General features: G+C 67.2%; 16 protein-coding genes. 6 read left to right on the top strand and 10 right to left on the bottom strand.

Annotation, left to right across the window (positions count from 1 at the left end; genetic code table 11):
* Window positions 1–38: 38 nt before the first annotated feature.
* Together PXJ20_RS03460 and PXJ20_RS03465 are read left to right on the top strand one after the other, a co-directional pair.
* On the top strand, window positions 39–746 hold the full coding sequence (locus PXJ20_RS03460) for a DUF2239 family protein (RefSeq protein ID WP_421030181.1): 708 nt from the start codon (window positions 39–41) through the stop codon (window positions 744–746).
* A 181-nt stretch (window positions 747–927) separates the two neighbouring features.
* Entirely contained in the window at window positions 928–2,232 is a 1,305-nt protein-coding gene (locus PXJ20_RS03465) for a solute carrier family 23 protein (RefSeq protein WP_017772500.1), read from the top strand.
* A 143-nt stretch (window positions 2,233–2,375) separates the two neighbouring features.
* On the opposite strand, the gene PXJ20_RS03470 is transcribed toward PXJ20_RS03465, so the two are convergent.
* Complete coding sequence (locus tag PXJ20_RS03470; RefSeq protein ID WP_026120981.1) at window positions 2,376–4,046, bottom strand: Na+/H+ antiporter; 1,671 nt, start codon at window positions 4,044–4,046, stop codon at window positions 2,376–2,378.
* Between the two features lie 393 nt (window positions 4,047–4,439).
* Between PXJ20_RS03470 and PXJ20_RS03475 the strand changes: the two genes are divergently transcribed.
* Complete coding sequence (locus tag PXJ20_RS03475) at window positions 4,440–5,714, top strand: sensor domain-containing phosphodiesterase (protein WP_421030967.1); 1,275 nt, start codon at window positions 4,440–4,442, stop codon at window positions 5,712–5,714.
* An 89-nt stretch (window positions 5,715–5,803) separates the two neighbouring features.
* On the opposite strand, the gene PXJ20_RS03480 is transcribed toward PXJ20_RS03475, so the two are convergent.
* From PXJ20_RS03480 to PXJ20_RS03520, 9 genes are all read right to left on the bottom strand, one after another.
* Window positions 5,804–9,439: an indolepyruvate ferredoxin oxidoreductase family protein gene (locus PXJ20_RS03480; protein WP_421030182.1), complete on the bottom strand. Its 3,636-nt coding sequence runs from the start codon at window positions 9,437–9,439 to the stop codon at window positions 5,804–5,806.
* Window positions 9,440–9,716: 277 nt separating this feature from the next.
* The gene (locus PXJ20_RS03485; RefSeq protein WP_421030183.1) at window positions 9,717–10,796 is read right to left on the bottom strand and encodes an ion channel; all 1,080 of its coding nucleotides are present in this window, start codon (window positions 10,794–10,796) and stop codon (window positions 9,717–9,719) included.
* A gap of 133 nt (window positions 10,797–10,929) precedes the next feature.
* Window positions 10,930–11,175: a hypothetical protein gene (locus tag PXJ20_RS03490; protein ID WP_017772505.1), complete on the bottom strand. Its 246-nt coding sequence runs from the start codon at window positions 11,173–11,175 to the stop codon at window positions 10,930–10,932.
* Between the two features lie 157 nt (window positions 11,176–11,332).
* Window positions 11,333–11,554, bottom strand: coding sequence for a hypothetical protein (locus PXJ20_RS03495; RefSeq protein ID WP_017772506.1), 222 nt, complete (start codon window positions 11,552–11,554; stop codon window positions 11,333–11,335).
* Window positions 11,555–11,694: 140 nt separating this feature from the next.
* Window positions 11,695–12,678 carry a carbohydrate kinase family protein gene (locus PXJ20_RS03500; protein ID WP_421030184.1) on the bottom strand — a complete coding sequence of 328 codons (984 nt, stop codon included), beginning with the start codon at window positions 12,676–12,678 and terminating at the stop codon, window positions 11,695–11,697.
* Window positions 12,675–14,327 carry an AGE family epimerase/isomerase gene (locus PXJ20_RS03505; RefSeq protein ID WP_421030185.1) on the bottom strand — a complete coding sequence of 551 codons (1,653 nt, stop codon included), beginning with the start codon at window positions 14,325–14,327 and terminating at the stop codon, window positions 12,675–12,677. Before PXJ20_RS03505 ends, PXJ20_RS03500 begins: the two co-directional genes overlap by 4 nt.
* Window positions 14,324–15,313, bottom strand: a complete 990-nt coding sequence (locus PXJ20_RS03510) for a LacI family DNA-binding transcriptional regulator (RefSeq protein ID WP_199542872.1) — start codon at window positions 15,311–15,313, stop codon at window positions 14,324–14,326. Before PXJ20_RS03510 ends, PXJ20_RS03505 begins: the two co-directional genes overlap by 4 nt.
* 541 nt (window positions 15,314–15,854) lie before the next feature.
* Entirely contained in the window at window positions 15,855–17,786 is a 1,932-nt protein-coding gene (locus PXJ20_RS03515) for a GGDEF domain-containing protein (protein WP_126879235.1), read from the bottom strand.
* A 337-nt stretch (window positions 17,787–18,123) separates the two neighbouring features.
* Window positions 18,124–19,185 (bottom strand): bile acid:sodium symporter family protein, encoded by a 1,062-nt coding sequence (locus PXJ20_RS03520; RefSeq protein ID WP_126879234.1) that lies wholly within the window; start codon window positions 19,183–19,185, stop codon window positions 18,124–18,126.
* A 526-nt stretch (window positions 19,186–19,711) separates the two neighbouring features.
* On the opposite strand from PXJ20_RS03520, the gene PXJ20_RS03525 reads away from it, so the two are divergent.
* From PXJ20_RS03525 to PXJ20_RS03535, 3 genes are all read left to right on the top strand, one after another.
* Window positions 19,712–20,170, top strand: coding sequence for a hypothetical protein (locus PXJ20_RS03525; protein ID WP_421030186.1), 459 nt, complete (start codon window positions 19,712–19,714; stop codon window positions 20,168–20,170).
* 488 nt (window positions 20,171–20,658) lie between these two features.
* On the top strand, window positions 20,659–21,735 hold the full coding sequence (locus PXJ20_RS03530) for a porin (protein WP_421030187.1): 1,077 nt from the start codon (window positions 20,659–20,661) through the stop codon (window positions 21,733–21,735).
* A gap of 375 nt (window positions 21,736–22,110) precedes the next feature.
* Window positions 22,111–23,049, top strand: a complete 939-nt coding sequence (locus tag PXJ20_RS03535) for a LysR family transcriptional regulator (RefSeq protein WP_017772514.1) — start codon at window positions 22,111–22,113, stop codon at window positions 23,047–23,049.
* Window positions 23,050–23,343 lie beyond the last annotated feature (294 nt).

Raw genomic sequence — 23,343 nt, forward strand, 5'->3', positions numbered from 1 at the left:
AATTTGCCGCTGATGACTACCCCTCAAGGAGCTTCGGCATGAGCAGCACGGCGAGTTGTACGGCGTTCGAAGGCACCCGGCGCATTGCGGGCGGCGCGCCCCGGCAGGTTGCGGCGGCGGTCCGGCAATGGCTCGACAGCACGGGGGCGGACGCGGCGCACGCCGACAGCCGCTCGCCGCTGCTGATCTTCGACGACAGTTCCGGGCGACAGGTGGAGTTCGACCTGCGTGGCACAGTGGCGGAGGTTGAAGCACGGTTCGACGCGCAGAGCGCGGCGTCCGGCAGTGCGGCGCGGGCAGACGAAGCTCCGCCTAGCGCAGGCACGGCCCGATCCGCCCGACCCGCCCAATCCGCCCAATCCGACACCCCGCAAGCCGATACCTCACCCGCCAGCACCACCCCGCGTGGCCGTGGCCGGCCAAAGCTCGGCGTGATCGCTCGCGAGGTCACACTGTTGCCGCGTCATTGGGAATGGCTCAATGGCCAGCCGGGCGGCGCGTCGGTGGCGCTGCGCCGCCTCGTGGAGGCCGCCCGCGCGGCGAACGGCAACAAAGACCGTGTCCGCGCCGCGCAGGAGGCGGCCTGGCACTTCATGACCGCGCTGGCCGGCGACCTGGCAGGCTACGAGGAGGCCACCCGCGCGCTTTACGCGAGCGACGCCGCCCGCTTCAACGCCCTCCTGGCCGACTGGCCCGCCGACGTGCGCGACTACGCCGCAACGCTCGCCGCCCCGGCGTTCGAGTGATTGCCTTGCCAGCACTATTCCCTCTTCGTACACTCGCGCGTAATTTGCCTGGGGCGCGCCCACGCGGGGCGGCCCACGCGGGGCGCCTCACGTTTGCGCAGCGCACGTCGTGAAGCGAAGCCGCGGCAAGAGCAAGACCCTCCACGTCCAACCATAACGCCCCAAGAGGAGAACCATCGCGATGTCCGATTCCTACTTCCCGCGCTGGCGCACCCAGCCCGGCGCCGCGCACCGTGTGGTCGCCACCGACGAACGGCTGCCCTGGCCGCAGATGCTCGCCATGGGCGTGCAGCACGTGGTCGCCATGTTCGGCGCCACGGTGCTCGCGCCGCTGCTGATGGGCTTCGATCCGAACCTCTGCATCTTCATGTCGGGCATCGGCACGCTGATTTTCTTCGTGATCGTGGGCGGGCGGGTGCCGAGCTATCTCGGGTCGAGCTTCGCGTTCATCGGTCTCGTGATTGCCGTGACGGGCTATAGCGGCCACGGACCGAATCCGAACATCCCGCTCGCGCTGGGCGGCATCGTGGCGTGCGGCGTGGTGTACGCGGTGATCGGGCTCATCGTTTCCGTGGTGGGCACGAAATGGATCGAGACGCTGATGCCGCCTGTGGTGACGGGCGCGATCGTCGCCGTGATCGGGCTCAACCTCGCGCCCATTGCGGTGAAGGGCGTGAGCGGTTCGTCGTTCGATTCGTGGATGGCGCTTGTCACCGTGCTGTGCGTGGGCGGCGTGGCCGTGTTTGCGCGCGGCATGCTGCAACGGCTGCTGATTCTGGTGGGGCTGATCATCGCTTACGTGATCTATGCCGTCGTCACGAACGGCTTGGGCATGGGCAAGCCGATCGACTTCGCCGTGGTGGCCAACGCCGCCTGGTTCGGCATGCCGCACTTCGCGGCGCCCGTGTTCGATGCGCACGCCATCACGCTGCTTGCGCCCATCGCCGTGATCTTGGTGGCCGAGAACCTGGGCCACATCAAGGCCGTAAGCGCGATGACGGGGCAGAACCTGGACCGCTACATCGGCCGCGCGTTCATCGGCGATGGACTGGCTACCGTGGTGTCGGGCTTCGCGGGCGGCACGGGCGTGACCACCTACGCCGAAAACATCGGCGTGATGGCGGTGACGAAGATCTACTCGACGCTCGTGTTCGTGGTGGCCGCCGTGATCGCGCTCGTGCTCGGCTTCTCGCCGAAGTTCGGCGCCGTGATCCAGACCATTCCAGGCCCGGTGCTGGGCGGCGTTTCGATCGTGGTGTTCGGGCTGATCGCGGTGACGGGCGCGCGCATCTGGGTGGTCAACAAGGTGGACTTCTCGGACAACCGCAATCTGATCGTCGCGGCCGTAACGCTCGTGCTGGGCGCGGGGGACTTCTCTTTGAAGCTCGGCAACTTCGGCCTGGGCGGCATTGGCACCGCGACGTTCGGCGCCATCATTCTCTACGCGCTGCTGCGCAGGAAGCCCGCGCAGCAGGCGGCGGTTTAAGGCGTTGGGCCTAAGGTTCTCCGGGTTTAAGGCTCTGGGCCTAAGGCGCTGAATTAAACCGTTCTTTCCGGATTCGTGCGGCACGGGCGCCGCACGAATCTCTTCAATGAGCCTTCATCTCGCAACGGGCACGTCCGCCGTTCTCACTCGTGCCCGCGTCCCCGCGAAGTCAGCGCCGTCTCCGACCAGTCGACTTCGCGCATCAGCTTGTTCAGCGTCTCGTCGTTGATCTTCTGTTCGTTGCGCTGCGCGAGCAGCGCCGCGCGTTCGGCGCGCATCGCGGCAAGCCGCATCTGCAATTCCAGCGCCTCCGCGCGCCGCGCTTCGGCGCGCTTGCCTACGTCGTCGTCGCCGAGTGTCGCAAGGCGCCGTCGATAAATATCCATCACGCGGGCGGCGACATCGGTGGCAGAGGCGGCCTCAGCTTCGTCCAGATCGGCGCAGACTTTTTCGTGCTGCTGGTCCACCGCGCGAATGGCGGCCTGTGCGGCGAGCGTGCGCGCTGCGCGTTCTTCAGCGGCGTGCGGGTCGCGGCCGCGCAACGTCACGCCGCGCAATAGCAGCGGCAACGCCACCACGGCGACGATCAGCGACACGAGAATCACGCCCGATGCGATGAAGATCGCCGTATCGCGCCCCGGCAAGGGCTGCCCGCTGGATAGCGCGACGGGCAGCGAAAGCGCGCCTGCTAGCGTAATCGCGCCGCGCACGCCGGCAAAAGTGGTGATCGCCACGGTGCGCAGCCCCGGCACGGCGTTCGTCACGCCGTGCTTCGCCGCGCCGCGGCTCGCGAACCAGCGCAGCAGCCAGACCCACACGAAACGGATTGCGTAGAGCGCGGCGAGCACCGCGGCCACGTAGCCGATCAATTGCCAGAACTGCGCGCGGCCCGCGTGATGCGCGTCCACGAGCGCCTTGCCGATGATGAGCGGGAACTCGAGCCCGAGCAGCGTGAACACCATGCCGTTGAACACGAATTCGAGCATCGTCCACGTGCTCGCGCCGCGCACGCGCGCCGAGACGGGGCCGCGGTGGGCGAAGTCCGTGGAATTCATCGTCATGCCGGCCGACACGGCGGCGAGCACGCCGGACCACCCGAAGTGCTCCGCGAGCAGATAGGAGGCGAACGGCACGAGCATGGTCATGATGACGCCGGGCGCGGGGTCACCGTCCGCGGACAGCGCGAAGAAGCGCGCAAACGCGAACGCGAAGACCCAGCCGATGGCGATGCCCACGGCAAGCCCGCCCGCCGCGATCACGAGAAAGCTCAGCGACGCCTCGTGCAGCGAGAACACGCCCGTGAGCGCGGCCGCTACGGCAAACTTCAGCGCGACGAGGCCCGACGCGTCGTTCATCAACGCCTCGCCTTCCAGAATGTGCATGAGCTGCGCGGGAATGCGGCCCTTGCCGGCGATGGCCGAGAGCGCGACCGCGTCCGTTGGCGAGAGCACGGCGGCGAGTGCGAACGCGACCGGCAGCGAAATGGCCGGCACCAGTGCGTGAATGAAATACCCGACCGCGAGCACCGTGGCGAACACGAGCCCGAGCGCGAGCATGAGAATCGCGCGCCGTTGCATGAAGAATTCGCGCTTCGGAATGCGCCAGCCGTCGCCGAACAGCAGCGGCGGCACGAACAGCAGCATGAAGATTTCGGGATCGAAGGTGACGTCCACATGCAACCGGGGCCACGCGAGTACGGCGCCGAGAGCGATCTGCACGAGCGGCAGGGGAAGCTTGAGAGGCAACACGCGGACGAGGGCGCCGGAGAGCGCGACCGCGAGTAGAAGAATCAGGACGACAAAGACGGTTTCCATCGTTTGTGTGCGCGAGGACACCGAAGTGCCGTTGTTCTTGTGCGCAGCATGAGTCAACGAGGCTGAAGTGTAGCCTGGGGCCGTGACGCCTCGCCCCGTGGGCGGACGCGTCAGCGCGCCACGCCTCGCGTGCAGCAAACGCTTGAAATGCCGCTCGAAACGAAACATGGAGCGCACTTGCCGATGCACCAGCCGCGTGCACGCGTGCCCGCTCGCGACGCACACGCCGTGCCCCCGGTGCAGCCGCCTATGCGGCGTTCATCGGAACGCGGGCCGCAGTGCGCATGGACCTTGCTTTACTCGTACCTGACGACGTACATCGCGAGACCGCACGCCATCGTCGGCGCGAAAGCCGCGCCCGCACCGGCGACGAGGCTCGCACGAGAGGAACGCATGACCATCGAGCAACAGGAACGAACCTTCGCCGTGCCGCACGGCTTCGAGCTGAGCATGGCATCCGGCATGCAGCGCTATGCCGCGCAGCACGGCGACTGGACGTTGACGAGCGTATTTCAACCCGTATTCAGCCTCTCGCACATGCGGGCGGTGGGCTACGAAGGCTTGCTGCGCGCCCACGACGGCCTCGACCGGCCCGTGGCGCCCGTGGACGTATTCGGGGCCGCCGCGCGCCTGGGCGAGGTGTTGCAGGTGGACCGGCTCGCCCAGGCGCTGCATCTGGAGAACTTCAGGCTGCTCGGCGCGCAGCGCGAGTGGCTGTTCCTCAACGTGCATCCGGGCACGCTCACGGAGCCGTATCACGCCGCGGCGCTGCTCGCCAACCTGCGGCGGCTCGACATCCCGCCGCGCCGCATCGTGCTCGAAGTGCTCGAGCAAAGTACGGACGACATCGAACGCCTCGCCGAGTCCGTGCAGGAGTTTCGCGAGCGCGGCTTTTTGATCGCGCTCGACGACTTCGGCGCCGGTCATTCGAACCTGGAACGCGTGTGGCAGTTGAACCCGGACCTCGTGAAGATCGACCGCATCATGCTGCTGCATGCGTCGCTGCGGCGAGACATGGCGGCTATCCTGCATGGGCTTGTCTCGCTGCTGCACGAGGCGGGCAAGCTCGTGCTGATCGAAGGTGTGGAGACGGAGCACGAGGCGCAACTGGCGCTCGCCTGCGAGGCCGACTTCGTGCAGGGCTTCTTCTTCGCGCGGCCGCATCCGGGGCTTGCCGACGCATCGCTCGCGGCCACGGTGATCGGCGACGTGACGGAGCGCTACCGCCTGCAGATCGAAGCGCGCGAGCGGCGCACGGCAAGCCGGCTCGCGCCGTACCTGCGCGCTTTTGAGCGAGCGGCCGAACGGCTGGGCGCGGGTGAGCCGCTCGAAGAAGTGTGCTGGAACTTCCTTGCACTCGACGACGCGGCGCGCTGCTTCCTGCTCGACTCGCACGGCCGCCAGGCCGGCAGCAACGTGGTGCTGCGCGTGGACCGCGCGCAGCACGAGACGCGTTTCTTGCCGCTCTCCGACGCGCAGGGCGCCAACTGGCTGCGCCGCCCTTACTTCCGCGCGGCGATCAGCGAGCCAGGCCGCGTGCACGTGACGAAGCCGTATCTCTCGATCAACGAGGCCATTCCGTGCGTGACGCTTTCCGTGGCCGTGCAGGTGGGTGAACGTCTGGGCGTGCTGTGCGGCGACATCGACTGGAAAGACGATACGCTCTAGCCGCAGCCCGCAGCCCGCAGCCCGCAGCCCGCAGCCCGCAGCCCGCAGCCCGCAGCCCGCAGCGCGGCGATTGACGTTGGCGCTTCAGGTCACTTCGCCACCACGACCGGAATGCCGCGCAGCGTGCCCGCGCCCTTCGCTTGATGGAGTGCGCGCTGCACGTGCTCGCCGGTGGCCGCTTCGATGCCGAGGCGTGCCGCCAGTTCGCGTTCGCTGCGCTTCACGCCCGCGAGGTTGGCGAGCTTCACGTGCCCGTAGCCGCGCACGCGTGCGTGCAGGGCCGCGAGTTTTGCGATGTCCTCTGAACGGACGTTGGCGTGGGCGTTGGCGTTGCTCGCGGCCAGCATCGCGAGCGCGCGCTGCATCGTGGCTTCGTAATCGTCGGCGAGTTCGCGTTCCATGCGGCGCTCCAGCGTGCGGCCGAACGGATCGAGCGCGGTGCCGCGCAACCGGCGACCCTTCGCGAGCAGCCCGAGCACCGGCCACAGCCACGCGCCGAACTGCATCTTGCGCGGTGCGGTTTCATGGCCGGCTTGCTTTCCATGAGTGAGAACCGGCGGCGCCAGGTTGAACTTCACGCGAAAGTCGCGGCCCGCCACGCCTTCGAACTGCGCTTCCAATGCTTCTCGAAACGCCGCCTGCGTGTGAAGGCGCGCGACCTCGTATTCGTCCTTCACCGCGAGCAGCCGGTAGAACGTGGTGGCCACCGCGCGGCTCACGGCCTGATCCGTCGTGCGGTCCGCGGCGCGTGCAGCATCCACGAGCGCGCGATAACGCTGAACGTACCGCGTGCCGCCGTAGGCTGCGAGGCGCGCTTCGCGGTCCGCGACGATTTCGTCGAGCGTTTCCACGCGCGACTCCGCCTTCACGACGTGACGCGCCTGCCAGAGCGCTTCCAGCGCAGCCGGGTCCACGGCGGCGAGACGGCCAATCGAGAACGCCAATTGGTTCGCCTGCACGGCGACGTTGTTGAGTTCGATGGCCCGCATGAGCGCCGCGAACGAAACCGGCACGAGCCCCAACTGCCAGGCGAAGCCCAGCATCAGAATGTTTGCGCCGATGGTGTCGCCGAGAAAGCGGCTCGCGAGTGCCTGCGCGTCGCAGGCGTCGAGCCGGCCGTTGCCTGCCGCGTGACGCATCTTCGCGAGCAGCGCGTCGGCGTGCAGGTTCGCGTCGGGGTTCTGCACGAACGACGCGTTCGGAATGGCGTGCGTGTTGACGACGATGCGCGTGCGGTCGTGGCGCACCGTCTGCAATGCGTCGGCGCTGGCGCCCACCACCATGTCGCAGGCGAGCAGCACGTCGGCCTGCTGCGTGTCGATGCGCACCTGGTTCAGCCACTCGTCGCGCGCGGCGAAGCGCACGAACGAGAGCACCGAGCCGCCCTTCTGCGCAAAGCCCATGAAGTCCAGCACCGATGCACTCTTGCCCTCCAGATGCGCAGCCATGCTGATGAGCGCGCCCACCGTCACCACGCCGGTGCCGCCCACGCCGGTTACGAGGATGTCGTAGGGCGCGGCGTCGAGCTTCGTTGCCGGGACGGGTAGCGCGTTCACGCGGGCGGCGAGCGCGTCCACGTCGAATGCGACGCCCGCGGCCTTCTTCAGCTTGCCGCCTTCGATCGTCACGAAGCTCGGGCAAAAGCCGTTCACGCAGGAATAGTCTTTGTTGCACGACGACTGGTCGATGCGGCGCTTGCGGCCCAGCACCGTTTCCACCGGCTCCACGGATAGGCAGTTCGACTGCACGCCGCAATCGCCGCAGCCTTCGCAGACTTCCTCGTTGATGAAAAGGCGCCGGTCGGGATCGGGGAATTCGCCTTTCTTGCGACGGCGGCGTTTTTCGGCGGCGCAGGTCTGGTCGTAGATCAGCACTGTCACGCCGCTCGTGTCGCGCAATTCGCGCTGCACGGCGTCCATTTCGCTGCGATGGTGGAACGTCGTGCCCTTCGGAAAGAGGCCGTGATGGCCGTCGTACTTCTCGGGCTCGTCGCTCACCACGACGAAGCGCGACACGCCTTCGGCTTCCACCTGGCGCGCGATCTGCGGCACGGAGATGCTGCCGTCCACGGGCTGGCCGCCTGTCATGGCCACGGCGTCGTTGTAGAGAATCTTGTAGGTGATGTTCGCCTTCGCCGCCACGGCCTGGCGAATCGCGAGAATGCCCGAATGGAAGTAGGTGCCGTCGCCCAGGTTCTGAAACACGTGGCGCGTGTTCGTGAACATGGAATGCGAGGCCCAGTCCACGCCTTCGCCGCCCATCTGGATCAAGCCCGTGGTGTCGCGGTCCATCCACGAGGCCATGAAATGGCAGCCGATGCCGGCCTGCGCCACCGATCCCTCGGGCACCTTCGTCGACGTGTTGTGCGGGCAGCCCGAGCAGAAGTACGGCGTGCGCTTCACGCCGTCGGCTTCGTTGGAGAGAATCTGCGGCGCGACGAGATCCACCACGCGGTCGCGCCGGTCCAGCGCGGGTTTGTGCCGCGCGAGCCAGTCCGCGAACACGGGCAGGATGCGCGAGGGACGCAGCTCGCCCAGCGCCGAAAGCAGCGGCGCGCTGTCGGCAGCGTGCTTGCCGAGCACACGCGGGCGAGCGCCGGCGTCGCGGTTGTAGAGATAGTCCTTGATCTGCTGCTCGACCACGGGGCCTTTTTCTTCGATCACGAGCACGTCGGTCAGACCCGACACGAACGCGTCGATGCGCGAGAGTTCGAGCGGGAACGAAAGGCCCACCTTGTAGATGCGCACGCCAGCGGCGTCCAGATCGCTCACGGTGAGGTCGAGCCGGCGCAGCGCTTCCATGAGGTCGAGATGCGCCTTGCCGCACGTCACGATGCCCACGTTCGCGTGCGGGCTGGGCGCGATCCAGCGGTCGATGCTGTTCGTGCGCGCGAAGTGGCGCACGGCGTCGAGCTTCGCGGCGAGCCGCGCTTCGATGGCGAGGCTCGGCAGGTCGGGCCAGCGGTTGTGCAGGCCGCCTGCGGGAGGCTCGAAGCCGGCGGGCGCGGGCCAGTGCGTGTGTAGCGCGTCGAGGTCCACCGTGGAGCCCGATTCGACCGTCTCCGAGATCGCCTTGAAGCCCACCCACGCGCCCGAGAAGCGCGAGAGCGCCCAGCCGTACAGGCCGAATTCGAGCATGTCCGCGATGTTCGAGGGATTCACGACGGGCATGTGCCACGCCATCATCGCGAAGTCGCTCTGATGCGGCATGGACGACGACACGCAGCCGTGGTCGTCGCCCGCCACCACGAGCACGCCGCCGTGCGGCGACGAACCGTAGGCGTTGCCGTGCTTGAGCGCGTCGCCCGCGCGGTCCACGCCGGGGCCCTTGCCGTACCACATGGCGAACACGCCATCGACGTTGCGCTCCGGGTCGCCTTCCACGCGCTGCGTGCCGAGCACGGCGGTGCCGCCCAGTTCCTCGTTGATGGCGGGCAAAAAGCGCACGCCTGCGCCGTCCAGCAGCTTCTTCGCCTTCCACAGCTGCTGGTCCACCATGCCGAGCGGCGAGCCGCGATAGCCGCTGATGAAGCCCGCAGTGTTCAGGCCTGCGGCGCGGTCCAGCGCTGCCTGCATGAGCGCGAGCCGCACGAGCGCCTGCGTGCCGGTCAGGAAGATGCGGCCGCGCGTGGCGGCGAGGTTGTCGGTCAGGCGGTAGTCGGCAAGCGGCGTGGGCGGCTCGGGCGAGTTCGGCGGCAGGCTCTCGTCGGGCAGACGGGCGGTCATGAAGCGTCTCCTTGTTATGCGAGTCGCGCGCTGTGACCAATGGCCGCACCGCGCGAGAAGAGACCTTATTTTTTCGCGCCGATTGAGGAATGTTTTTGCTATCTCGGCGGGCTGTGCGTGCAATGTCGCAACGAGTCGGACGATTGCACCGCGATTTGAGAGGGATTTGCCGCAGGGCGGTGGTAATGCGGTCAGGCGCTGCGCCGGGTGCTGCCGGCGGTGCTGCGGTCGGTGACCAATTTGGTGGCCGGTTCGGCGCTGCTGCCGTTACCGTTGGTCAAGCCTGATCGGCAGGCGCCAGTTCGTGCGCCTCGAGTGGCACGACGTCGTGGAATCGCGAGTAGTCGATATGGCTGACGCCATCCACTTCCGTTATCAGGTCCACATAGCGATGGTCCCAGCGAATATCGCGGGCTTCCCACGAATGACGCGCCTGCATGGTCTGGGAGGTGGACTCGTCCGAGCCTTCGATCATGATGAGCAGCGATGCGCTCTGGCGCACGAGCGATTCGGCGGTTTCGCCGTAGAGCGGGCTCGTTTCGTCGATCACGTGCATCAGGTTCCAGCCCAGCAGGAAGATGGGATGCTGGTCGCGGATCAGCTTGAGATCGTGGATGCGTCGCAGCGTGTAGCCCTCGGGCATGGTTTCGCGACGCATGAGCCGCAGCTTCGCGCTGGCTTCGGCGATCACGTTCTGGCGTGCGTTGGCGGCGCGCACCATGAGCGTGGTGCGGCCTTCCAGCTGCCGCACGATGGCGTAGCGCGTGAACATGATCTTCGCGCGCGGCCGCGAAAAGCGCGCGAACACGAGCCCCGTGGCGAGCGCGATGCCCGACATGCCACAGAAGATTTCCAGCGTGGCGACGACGTGCGCGTAGACCGTCGCCGGATGCATGTCGCCGTAGCCCACGGTGGCGAGTGTTTCCACGCTGAAGAAAAACGCACCGGCGAACCCGGCAGGATTCTGGTTCGCAATGCCCACACCGTTCAACTCATAGAGCACGGCGAAACCGGTGTTGAGCAGCAGGAAGAGCGCCGCGAGCGCGCCGAAGAACATCGGCCAACTGACGGTGAGCGCGCTGTGATAGAGGTCCTGCCAGAAGGGCAGCGGCATGCCGTGCGCGATGATCACGCGCGAGCCGAATGCCACGCGCCGGCCGTCGCGCCAGCGCTTCGCGGGGCGCGTGCTGGCCGCGTGGGCGTCCTCTTCACCGGGCGTGACGGGGCAGGGCTCGTTGTCGGCTTCGCTGCGGATTTCGCTGCGGCCGTTGTTGCTGCCGTTGCCACTGCGGCCGCTGTTGCCGCTATGGTTGCCGCTCTCGTCGGGACGGGCCTCGCCGCACGTGTCGTCTGCCATTGCGTTCGCTGAGGGATGAAAACGCGGATGAGCGTAGCACGGCGGCGGCCCGTGCTACCTGGATCGTGTGCCAGCGGCGTGGTCGCGCCGGGCCTCCGGTCCGGCGGCCCGGCCTCGATGAAACGTCACCGCGTCAAGGAAACACGCGCGGTTTCGGAATGCCGGCGCCGTGCTCGATGTCGGCCACCGCCTGGCGATGCGCGAATTCGACCGCCTCGCCCGCGTCGGCATAGCCGTTGTCGCCGCCCACCGTGGTCCACGGCTGCACGGCCTTGTCCTGATGGCGGATTTCGTACTCCGCGTCCCAGCGCGCGCCTTGCAGTTCGATGGGACGGACGTGGATGGCGTAGACGCCATAGAGAAAGAGCTGATCGGCCATGATCGCCTCCAGCGGTTGGATGCCTGCCTGGGTCGCCTGGGTAGGCCCCGGGTTCGGCACCTGAGTCGGCACCTGGGTCGGTACGCGAGCGGGTACCTGAGTCGGCACCCGGGTTGGACACCTGAATCAGGCACCCGACCCGGGCCCACGAGCGGCCCTACAGTTCGAGCTCGCCGAGAATGCGATGCGCGAGCGCCTTGGCTTCTTCCAGCGCCTCGTTGGCCGTGGCGGAAGTTGTCTCGACTTCGTAGAGCACGTTTTCCGGTTCCTCGCCGTCGTCGCGCGCGAGCGAGACCACGCCCTGGTAGTGCCCGCTGTTCGCGGGACGGACGGTGGCCGTGGCCGTGTAGATCCCTTTGGTGTAGGTGACGTCTTCCATGATGCGGCTCCGGCTGGAAGGAACTTTTATCCTAGCACGCCGATTCGAGGCTTACCGCCAGCGTGCACGCGTGGCGACGCCTCGCAGGCGGCGTGCCTGGCATCCTTCCTGAGCGCTGCCGTCGGGCCGCAGCGCCGGTTTCAGCGCTCCAGCAGCGACACCACTTCATCGAGCGACGGCGAATGCGCGCCCTTGTGCCGGCACGCGGCCGCGCCCGCCGCGAGGGCGAACGCGAGGTGCTCGGGCCACGAGCGTTGCGGAGCCGTCATGAGGCTGAACAGCAGGCCGCCGATAGAAGCATCGCCCGCGCCTACCGTATCCGCCACTTCGACGCGCGGCGGGCTGGCTTCGAACGTCGTGCCGGCTGCTGTGCCTTCGGTGCCTTGCGCGCCGGGCACGAACAGCGTCGCCTTCTCCGCTCCACGCGTGACGAGCAGCGTGGCCGCGGGGTTCATCTCGCGCAGCGTCGCGATGGCGGCGGCTTCGTCTTCGGTCTTGAAGAGCAGCCGCAGGTCTTCGTCCGACACCTTGATGAGGTCCGCGAGCGCGGCCATTCTGCGCAGCGTCGGCTCGTAGCCGTGCTCCATGAGGTTGCGGTAGTTCGGGTCGAAGCTGATCTTCACACCGCGTGCGTGCAGTTGCGCCGCGAGCGTGGCGAGCGTTTCGCCGAGCGGCTGGCGCACGAGGCTGATGCAGCCGAAGTGCGCCCACTTCACCTGCGCCATCCAGCCCTCGGGCAGACGCGCGGGGTCGAAGGCGAGGTCAGCGCTGTTCTCGCCCATGAAGAAATACGCGGGCGGATGCGTGCGATGCACGATGGCGAGCAGCGGCGGCCGCTCCACGCGCTGCATGAAACGCATGTCGAGACCCGCGACGACGCTCGCGTTCCAGAGTTCGTCGGAGAAGCAGTCGGTGCCGAGCGAGCCCGCGCACGCCGTGGGCAGGCCGAGCCGCGCGACGGCGCGCGCCACGTTCCAGCCCGCGCCGCCGGGACGCGAGAGCCAGTGCGATTCGTGGTCTTCGCCGGTGCGCACGAGGTCGGTGAGGATGTCGCCCGCGGATACGAAGACGGGCAGGCCCGCTGCGGTGCCTTGCGGCGCGTGGGTAGGTGCCGGAGTGTTCATCGTGCAGATCCTGTGCGACGGGGCGCCGGGTGCGCCGCGCGCGTGCGGGCCGCTGCGCGGCTGGCGCCGTTCTTGTTTGCGCGCGGGGTTTCGTCTTTCTTCGCTTTGCTGCGGGCCGGGTTTTCCGAAGCGACGTGGGTACCTGGTTTCGAGCCGACTTTCGAGGTGCTGCCCGAAGTCCGTTGCGGCTTGGCGCGCAGTGCGGAGGCGCCCTTGCCGTTATGTTTGCCGTTGCGCTTTCCGTTACCTGCGGCTGCGCCTTTGCCCGTGGCGGCAGCGGCACGGCCGTTGGCCTCGTTCGCGCCGCCTGCCGCGTCCGCCGCCATGGCTGTGCCGTCCGGCAGCGCGTTCAGCACCTCGTAGCACGCGCCCATCGTGTGATAGTCGGTCTTGCCGGCCGGGCTCTTCTCGTCGCTGTATTTGCGGTTGTCGCAGGTGAGGATGCGGTACCACGCGCCATAGCGATGGTCGACGAAGTGCGTCCAGCTATAGCGCCAGATCTCGTCGTACCAGTCCCAGAAGCGTTCGTTGCCCGTGCGCTTCGCGAGCAGCGCGGCGGCCGCGAAGGTCTCCGCCTGCACCCAGAAATACTTGTCGTGATCGCAGACCGTGCCGTCCGGGCCGAAGCCGTAATAGAGGCCGCCGTGGTTGTCGTCCCAGGCGTGCGCCATGGCGGCGTCGAAGAGTTCGATGGCACGCGGCGCGAGCCACGGCAGCGGACGGTGCCGCTCGAGAATCAGCAGCAGCTTCGCCCACTCGGTTTGGTGCCCCGGCTGGAAGCCCCAGGGGCGGAAGATGTTCGAACTGTCTTCCTCGTTGTAATGCCAGTCCACGGACCAGTCCGCGTGAAAGTGCTCCCACACGAGCCCGTGCGAGAGCTTGGCCTGACGCAGCGTGATGTTCGACGCCACGCGTTCGGCGCGGTCCAGATAGACGAGGTGGCCGGTGGCTTCGTACGCGGTGAGCAGCGCCTCGGTGGTGTGCATGTTCGCGTTCTGGCCGCGGTAGCTCGACACGCGCCAGTCGGGCGTGGCTTCGTCGGCGTAGAGGCCGGCCGCGCCGTCCCAGAAGCGGCGCTCCATGAGCTCGAAGGTGGCGCCGATCATCGGCCGCGCTTCTTCGATACCCGCCATCGCCGCGTGCGCGCACGCGAGCAGCACGAAGGCGAGGCCATAACAGTGGCGTGTGCCGTCCAGCGTGCGCCGGCGGCCGTCGCGCCACTCGATTTCCCAGTCGTAGCCTTCGTGCTGCGCGTCCCAATGCGCGTCGCGCAGAAAGTGCAGGCCGTGGCGCGCGTAGTCGAGGTAGAGCGGGTCGCCGAACTGGCGGTACGCCATCGCGTAGTTGAAGACGAAACGGCAACTGCTCACGAGGTGCCGCGAGCTCGCGTTGTAGACCGAGCCGTCGTCGCGGAAATAGTGGAAGAAGCCGCCGCTTTCGTCGAACACGTTCGGCGCGTAGAAGCGCAGCGTGTCTTCGACGTGCGAGAGCAGGAAGCGGCGGTCGCGAAAGCTTTCGACGGGCGGCACGCCGGCCGGCGTGGTTGCGGCTGCCGTGGCCGCCGCTGCGGGGGCGAGCGGAGCGTGCGGCGCGCGAGCGGCAGCGGCCCGCTTCGTGGCGCCCGTGCCGGGCGATCGTGGTTGCGTCATGGCTGTCTCCCCAAGGTGCTGGCGCGGGTTATCAGTTGAACGGGCAGGCGGATTTCGGTCTCGCCGGGGGTGTCTTCGAGCAGCAGTGCCACGCCTCGGCGCCCGAGCGCTTCCTTGTCTACGGCCACTGTGGTGAGCGGCGGACTGGCGTGCGCGGCGCCCGGAATGTCGTCGAAGCCGACGATGGCGATGTCCTCAGGCACCCGCAGTCCGTTGGCGAGGCACACGCGCATGGCGGCGAGCGCGGCAGCGTCGTTGTAGGCGAACACGGCGTCGGGCCGCGCGGACGCCGGTGCGTCGAGCAGCCGACGCATGGCGAGCGCGGCGCCGGCGTCGGGGTCGAGCCCGGCGTCGATGTTCACTTCAAGCGACGGATCGAACAGCAGCCCCGCCTCGAAGAACGCGCGCCGGTAGCCGAGCGCGCGCTGCGCGATGCTGAAGTGCGCGAGCGACCCGCCGATGAACGCAATGCGCTTGTGACCCTGCTGGAACAGATGGCGCATGGCGAGCCCGGCGCCGGCGGCGTTGTCGAGATTCACCGAGCGCAGCCCGGGCGCCCAGAGATCGATCAACACGAGCGGGCGTTGCATGGCGGTGAGGGTGGCGAGCGTTTCGGGTTCAACGAAACCGGCTACCGCGATGGCGTCCGGCGCGTGCAGACGGAGTTGCTGCACGACGTCTTCGGTGGGGCCGGCGGTGAGCAGCGACGGCACGATGCCGCGTTCGCGGCACGCGTCTTCCACGCCGTGCAGCACGTGCGAGAAGAACGGGCTCGCAGCGAAGTTGTTGTGCTGACGATGCAGCAGAAAGGTGAGCCGGCGAATGCGTGGACGCAACTGCGCGGCGTCGTAGCCGAGACTGCGCGCGACCTCGATCACGCGGGTGCGCGTGGCGTCGGAGAGGCCGGGCTGGTTCTTCAGCGCTCGCGAAACGGTGCCGATCGACACGCTGGCCGCGCGAGCGACATCGCGGATGGTTGTCCCCATGGGTTCGTGGCGGCAGCGCGAGAGGCTTGACCGCGGGCGTTTTGAGTTCGGACGATTGTATAGTAAAAGCCCGCCTGAGAAGCCTTGTTTAGCCGTGTGAGATACGCGTAAATACCCGTAGAAAAAGGGATGAAAGCTGTTTATTTTTGTTTAGTAAAAATCGCTAAACAGGGGCGGCGCGGGCGAAGGGGGAAGGCACTGACGGTTCAGCGACGAGCAGCCCCAACCGGGCTGACCGGGCTGGTCAGGTGGGGCGTGATGAGGCTGGAGGAGGGCGCTTAGGCGGGGAGGCGTTTAGGCAGGAAGGCGTTTAGCCAGGAAGGCGTGCCAGTCTGGACCAGACCGGCTTGGATGGGCAGGCCTTCCGTTGCTCGGGTCGCCACGGCATGACGACCTTCAGCTTGAGGCGCCCGCTCAGCCGCGCGCCGCAGCGTCGGCGTATCTGGCCGGATCACATGGCGGCCAAGCGGGCAGGCGAGCTTGACGGCTTACGGGCGGCGCGCGCCGACACCAGGAGCGTTGCGCGAACCGCCCGCCTCCTTCACCGCGCCGTCGAATCGGCGCAAGACGCCCGCGCGGTGCTGCGCGACGCGGCGTGCGAACTCCCCGTCTCCGCCTTGCCCCGTCCGCCGCCTTCGGCAGCATGCGGCGTCTCGGGGCGCCCGCGCAGCTGTGCCGCGCTCTCGCCCGCATCCACCAGCACGAAGCCCGAGGACTCGTGCTTCGCCCGGCGTTTCGCGAGCGCGGCCACCGACGCGATCTCGTCGCTGCTGTACTTCGCGCCGCCGCCCGACTCGATGCGCACGCCGCCAATCGCCATCGTGACGAAGCCGAAGAAGGTCGGGTTGCCGCGCCGGTCCTCGCCGTGGATGCCGCCCGCCAGGCGGTCGGCCGGCGCGTAGAAGCGTTGCGCGCCTTCGTTGAAGAGGCGGATGGCGCGCATTGCGCGGTCGTGCCAGTCGTCGCTCTGGAACAGGATCAGGAAATCGTCGCCGCCCACGTGGCCGAGGAAGTCGCGCGTCGGGTCGCACACGTCCGCCAGCACGGCGGCGGCGAACTTCAGCACCTCGTCGCCTTGCCAGTAGCCGTACTGGTCGTTGAACGGCTTGAAGTGGTTCAGATCGACGTAGCACGCGTAGAAGCCCGCGTCGTGGCTCAACAGCCGCTCGATGTGCGAACTGATGGGAATGTTGCCAGGCAGGAAGGTGAGCGGATTCGCGTAGCGCGCCGCTTCGATGCGCACCTCCGTGACCGCGCGCACGAGGTTCTCGCCGGTGCCGAGGCCCGCGTAGCGGCCGTTGTCGGTGATCACGAAGCCGTCTGCCAGGTAGCGCTGGTCGTCGCTTGCGAGGAGCTTGGCCATCTGCTCGACCGTCATCGACTTTTCGATCACCACAGGCGACGCGTTCGCAAACTGCAGGCACGGCTTCTTGCCGAACAGCTCGCGGTGATACGGCAGCGCGTAGCGGTCCATGAAGGCGCGGCGGTTGATGAGCGCGATGGGCACGTCGTGTTCCACCACGGCCACGGCGTGCAGGTCGGGCAGGCGGTTGAAGAGTTCGAGCACGTCGTTGTTGGTGGCCTGGCGCGGCACGGCGGGCGCCTGCACCAGCATCCGTGCCGAGGCCATGCTGCCCGAGGGCGACGCCGGCGCGTTGCGCGTGGTCTCGGGAAACACCGCGATATGCCCGGCGCCGATCGCGTTGCGCGCCTCTTCGGCCACCGCCAGCGCCGGTCGCGTGGCCGGGCGGCCGAAGAAATAGCCCTGGCCGCAGCCAATGCCCATGTCGCGCAGCACGATCAGATCCGCTTCGTTTTCGATGCCTTCGGCCACGAGGCGCGCCCCGCTCGCGTTCGCGAAGTGCTGCATGGCGCGCACGGCTTCGAACTTGAGCGGATCGCTCGCAATTTCGTGGATGAAGAAGCGGTCGATCTTCACCACGTCCGGCTGCAGGCGCACCCACAGGTTCATGCTCGCGTTCGCGGTGCCGTAGTCGTCCAGCGCGAACTGCGCGCCCATGGCGCGCAGCGACGCCACCACGGGCAGGAAGTCGCTCAGGTCGGCAATCGCGCTCTGTTCCGTGAGTTCGATCACGACGCGGTTCGTATCGAGCCCTCGCTGACGCAGCAGCGCAAAGGCCGGCTCGCCGGTTTCCATCAACTGACGGATAGCGCCCGCGCTGAAGTTGAGGAACAGCTTGCCTTCGCAGGCGAACTGCGCGAAGGCCTCGATGCAGGTGAGGGCGGCGGCCTGCTCGAGCGCCATCGTGCGGCCCTCCGCGGCGGCCTGCGCGAAGAGCCGGAACGGCGATTCCAGCGGCGTGCCGGCCGGCCCGCGAATCAAACCTTCATAGCCGACGATGGAGCCGCCGTCGAAGTCGATGATCGGCTGGAACACGGCGGACAGCTCGCGCCGCGCGATCAGGTCTTCGATGCACGGTGCAACGGGTTGCGATGGCGCGCGAGGTGACATGGACGGACAGCCGGGGCTAGCGATGGTCGCCTTAACGGCTGCCTGAGGCGGGAATTGAATGAATTTTTAGTGACGTACTGCACCGGGGTGGTGCCGGGTAGCGGCGCCGCCTTTATGCGCAACGCATTGCGGGTCTGCCGTTTTTTTTGCGGCGGGGCCGTGTGGTTCCGGTGGCGGCTCGCATGACGCGGTGCCTGGCCATCCGGCCAGGCAGACGCGCGGCGGCATTTTGCGTGGAATAGCGGGAAGCCGTGCAGGGCGGCCGGCGGCCACCCACAGCCAAGGGGGCCCGCCCGGGACTTACCCCGGAATCACGTCAAGGAACGCCATGAATGCCTTATTTGCTGCTGGAAGTCGCTTCGCGACGGCCCATCGTCGCGGGATCGCGCGCAGGCCGGGGAACGGCACGCGATTCGTCGCCCGCTTGGGTTTCCATCCGGCGCGCGCCCCAGCGCTGCGCGAGCGCCGCGCACACCATCAGCTGGATCTGGTGGAACAACATGAGCGGCAGCACCACCGCCCCCACGGCGTTGGAGGCGAAGATCACCTTCGCCATTGGCACCCCAGCCGCGAGGCTCTTCTTCGACCCGCAAAAGATGATCGTGATCTGGTCCGGTCGCGAGAAGCCAAGCCGCTTGCTCGTGAACATCGTGATGGCGAGTGCAAGGGCGAGCAGCACCGCGTTCACCACCACGAGGCCGGCCAGCGCGCCCACCGAAAGGTGGTGCCAAAGGCCTTCGTTCACTGCCTCGCTGAAGGCGCCGTACACCACGAGCAGGATCGAGCCTTGATCGACGAACTTGAGCACGCCGCGGTTGCGCTCGATCCAGTCGCCAATCACGGGCCGGAGCACTTGCCCGGCCAGAAACGGCACCAGCAGTTGCAGCACGATGTTGCCCACCGTGTGCCACGCCGAAGTACCGCCCGCCGCCTGGTTGGTGACGAGCAGGCTCACCAGCGCCGGGGTGACGAAGATGCCGATCAGGCTGGAAGCCGAGGCGCTGCACACGGCGGCCGGCACGTTGCCTTTGGCAATCGACGTGAACGCAATGGAAGACTGGACGGTGGACGGCAGCGTGCAGAGAAACAGGACGCCGGCATACAGCGCAGGCGTGACAAGTGGCGAAAGGAGCGGCTTAAGCGCGACGCCGAGGAGCGGGAACAGGACGAAAGTGCTCGCGAGTACGAGCAGATGCAGGCGCCAGTGCGTGGCACCCGCCACGATCGCTTCGCGCGATAGCTTGGCGCCGTGCAGGAAAAACAGCAGCCCCACGGCAATGTTGGTGAGCCAGTTGAACGGCACCGAGGCTTCGCCGTGCACGGGCAGAAGACTCGCAAGAATCACCGTGCCGACGAGGCATAGCGTGAAATTGTCTGGGAGGAATTTTGGACGGGCCATCGGGAATCTCGGAGCGCGAGAGCGTAGGAACGGCTGCCGCGGGCGCGCATTGCGGCAATGCAATATCGAAATGGAAGTATCTATTGTCGGCGCGTTTCGATTAAAAAAGCAAATTCATTTGCCGAATTCATTAATGAAGTTATTGCATGGAACGTGCCCGTGTCGGAGTCATAGGAGGGCGTGAAACGTGACGTGTTTTTGCAACTGTGGGCGGCACTTTGGCGTAAGTCCGGGATCCGCGAGAGGGCGTCAAATCACGCGCAAAAAGGGCGCGGAAGGCGCAAAAACCGTGCAGTAACACGTGGTTACAACCCTGCCCGGGGCATAACACTTTTTGGCTCGACACCTCTTACGCCCGACCCATAAATTACTGCTCAAAGGTCGCGAGGCGCGCCCGGCGGAAACAGTTACTCACCGTGCATAGCGCCTCGAACAGGTCCGACGCACCCGGTACGCGGCCGCGGGAAGGATGGTCGGGCAGGGCAGGCAACACATGTACGCAGGGCTGGCAAGAACGGGACGATGGATGGCAGGCGCGCTGCTCGCCGCCGCGGTCGCGTTCGCGCACGCCAGGCCCGAAGGCGGCGGTCCGCCGCACGGTTCGCACGGGTTCCAAGGCGGCGGCGTCAGTGCCCGCATTGCCGCCGCACCCCACGGCGGCGCTCGCGAAGGTCGCCAGGGTCACGCGGCGCGGGCGCACGCCGGCCGCTATGGCAATCCGGGCGGCACGCCGTTGCGCGTCGCCGCCGGGCCCGATGTCTACCGGCCGGGCAATGGCGGCAACGCCCCGTACCCCGGCGCCATCACGCCGATCAGCACCGAAGCTCGACCCGTGCCTCACCCGCCCGCCAATTCCCCCGTGCGCGCGGGCTCTATCCGCGAAGACGTCGCCCGTTACAACGAGGAGCGCAGCACGTACCGGCCGCTTCCTCGCCAGGCAGAAGAAGGGCTGCGTCAGCCGATGTCCTCGCCGTATCGCAACTAGCGAACTTTCGTCGTTAGCTGCCGTTCCCCTGCCGTTCTCCCCGCGCTTGTCCAGGTCGCGCGGGACCTGACGCGTCCTTACCACACTTTTTTGAAAATTCCCTGCGCCGGAATGTCTGGCGCAATCCAATCCCTGACAATTCGGCGCCGGATGTGGTGCGGCCGTATCCGTCGCCAGTGAGCATGTGCCGCCCTTCGCCGCGCCTTGCCTGGAAAGGATTCTCGCGGCCACCCATACATGGCGCATTGCCGCGTAGTCACAAGCGTCAACGGTCTAGCAGCAAGGGACACACCAAAACTAATCAAGCACGTATACCGGCAATAAGCCCCGATATTTTTGTCCACAAAAATGGTCCGCAAAGATGGTCCCGCCCGCATCTGGCCCGACGCCTCCAACGGACCCACAACAAACGGCTTGCGCGAGCAACCCGCCGCCCAGCCGTACAGCCTTTCGGCCTTTCAGGCCCTTTGACAAAGACAGGAGATTCTATGAAGACAACCGTCAGCCGTGCGCTGAACACTACGCTCAAGATGAGCGCCGTCGCCGCGTTGCTGGCCTGCGCATCGTCGGCATTCGCGCAATCGAGCGTGCAGCTTTACGGCCAGGTCGACGAATGGGTCGGCGCCACGAAATTTCCCGGCAGTCAGCGCGCCTGGAATGTGTCCGGCGGCGGCATGTCGACGTCCTACTGGGGCCTGAAGGGCGCTGAGGACCTGGGTGGCGGTTACAAGGCGATCTTCACGCTGGAAAGCTTCTTCCGCGCGCAGAACGGCCAGTACGGCCGCTTCCAGGGCGACACGTTCTTTGCCCGCAACTCGTACGTCGGCATCGAGTCGCCTTACGGCACCGTCACGGCGGGCCGTCTCACGACGCACCTGTTCGTCTCGACGATTCTGTTCAACCCGTTCATCGACTCGTACACCTTCTCGCCGATGGTGTATCACGTGTTCCTCGGCCTCGGCACGTTCCCCACCTACACGACGGACCAGGGCGTAATAGGCGACTCCGGCTGGAACAACGCCGTGCAGTACGCGACGCCGGACTTCAACGGTCTTTCGGGCGCCGCCATGTACGCGCTCGGCAACAGCGCCGACCACAACGGTTCGAAGAAATGGAGCGGCCAGGTGCTTTACTTCCACGGTCCGTTCGCTGCGACCGCGGTCTATCAGTACGTGAATTTCAACGACAGCCCCACCGACCTGAACAGCCTCGTCACCGGCCTGAAGAGTCAGAGCGTGGCGCAGCTCGGCCTGTCGTACGACCTCAAGTACGTGAAGCTGTTCGGCCAGTACATGTACACGAAGAACGACCAGAACGTCGGCAGCTGGCACGTGAACACGGCGCAGGGCGGCGTGAGCGCGCCGCTCGGCACGGGCACGGCCATGGCGTCGTACGCGTACTCGCGCGACGGCGGCGGCCTCGACCAGACGCGCCAGACGTGGGCCGTAGGCTACGACTATCCGCTGTCGAAGCGCACCGACGTGTACGCCGCCTACATGTACGACCACATCAGCAACCAGTCGTCGGGGGATACCTTCGGCGTCGGCATGCGCGCGAAGTTCTGACCGCGGCGGCAGGCGGGGGCGACGCGTCGGCCGGGCCGGGCGGCAGGACAACCCGGCGGGTCGACGCAGCGCCTGCCGCTCTATGCGCTGCGCGACGGTTTCGCGCTCGCGCCTCCGACTCCTGCGTCCGCTACTACGAAGTTCGCCCCCCAATTCGCGGTACCCCATTCGCGCGGCCCATCGCGGTTCGCGTGCATGGGGGCTTCTTCTTTCACCACGCTGCTCCTGCACGTTGCGCCTTTCTGCCGACGTCGGCGCTCTTCGCGCGTCGGCCTACGCCGCTCAACATGAGCGCCCCGCCTTACCCTTTTGCTCACTTCCATTTGATAAAACGCGCACAATGGCGCCGATTGATTCTTCCGGTGAGTGATTGCGATGGATACCCTCGTCAGCATGAAAGTGTTCCGCCACGTCGTGGAGACGGGCAGCTTCGTCGGCGCGGCCGCGCGGGCCGAGATGTCGCCGGCGATGGCGAGCAAGCACGTCATGCATCTGGAGCAGCAGCTTGGCGCGCGGCTACTGAACCGCACCACGCGGCGCGTTGCGCCCACCGAAGCGGGACGCGAGTATTACGAGCGGCTCTCGCAAGCGCTCGGTGAAATCGAGGAAGCGGCGCAGGCGGTCAGCGCCGCGAGCGTGGTGCCGCAAGGACGACTGCGTGTGACGTGTCTCTCGGCGTTCGGCCTGCGCCACATCATGAGCGCGGCCGCCGACTACGCCGCGCAGTACCCGAAGGTCACCGTCGATATCCAGTTGTCGGACCGCGTCGTCGAGCTGATCGACGAAGGTTTCGACGTGGCCGTGCGGGCATCGCCATCCGGCCTGAAGTCGTCTTCGCTGATCGCGCGGCAGATTGCGACCGCACACATCCTGCTCTGTGCGTCGCCCGACTATCTGGCGCGGCACGGCACGCCGAAGACGCTCGACGACCTCACGCGCCACAACTTCATCCATTACGCGGACGTGTCGGCGCAGGAACTCACGCTCTCGTCGATGGCGGGCGGCTCGCGCGTGCGGCTGGCGGGCAACATGGTGGTCAATCATCTGGAAGCGCAGCGCGTGGTGACGCTGCACGGTGCGGGCGTCGCGCTGCTGGGCACCGAGGTGATCGGCGACGACATCGCCGCTGGCCGCCTCGTGCCGATTCTGGTCGACGTCGCGCCGCCGCGCGAGCTGCCCATCCACGTGGTGTATGCGAGCCGCCGCTACCTGTCGGCGAAGGTGCGCTCCTTCGTCGACTTCATGGCCCAGCGCTTCGCCGGGCAAGGGCTGTGGCCGACGCTCGAACAGATTCGCGCCGCCGCGGCGAGTTGAGAAGGGGCGGCGAAAGCGCATCCGTTTTCGCGAAGGCAGCGGCCAAGGGGCCCGGCAAAGGGGCGACCGGCAGAGGGGCGACCGGCAGAGGGGCGACCGGCAGAGGGGCGACCGGCAGAGGGGCGACCGGCAGAGGGCCGGCAACGGGGCGACCGGCAAAGGGGCCAAAGGGGGGGGGGCGGCAAAAGAGCCCGGCAAAGGAGCCCGGCAGAGGGGCCGGCAAAGGGGCCGGCAACGGGGCCGTCGGAAGCGGGAAAGCCAGCCGGAAAAGCCGGATCGCAACGCCAAGGCTGA

It is taken from the genome of Paraburkholderia sp. A1RI_3L (assembly GCF_048957895.1).
GTDB classification, from domain to species: Bacteria; Pseudomonadota; Gammaproteobacteria; order Burkholderiales; family Burkholderiaceae; genus Paraburkholderia; species Paraburkholderia kururiensis.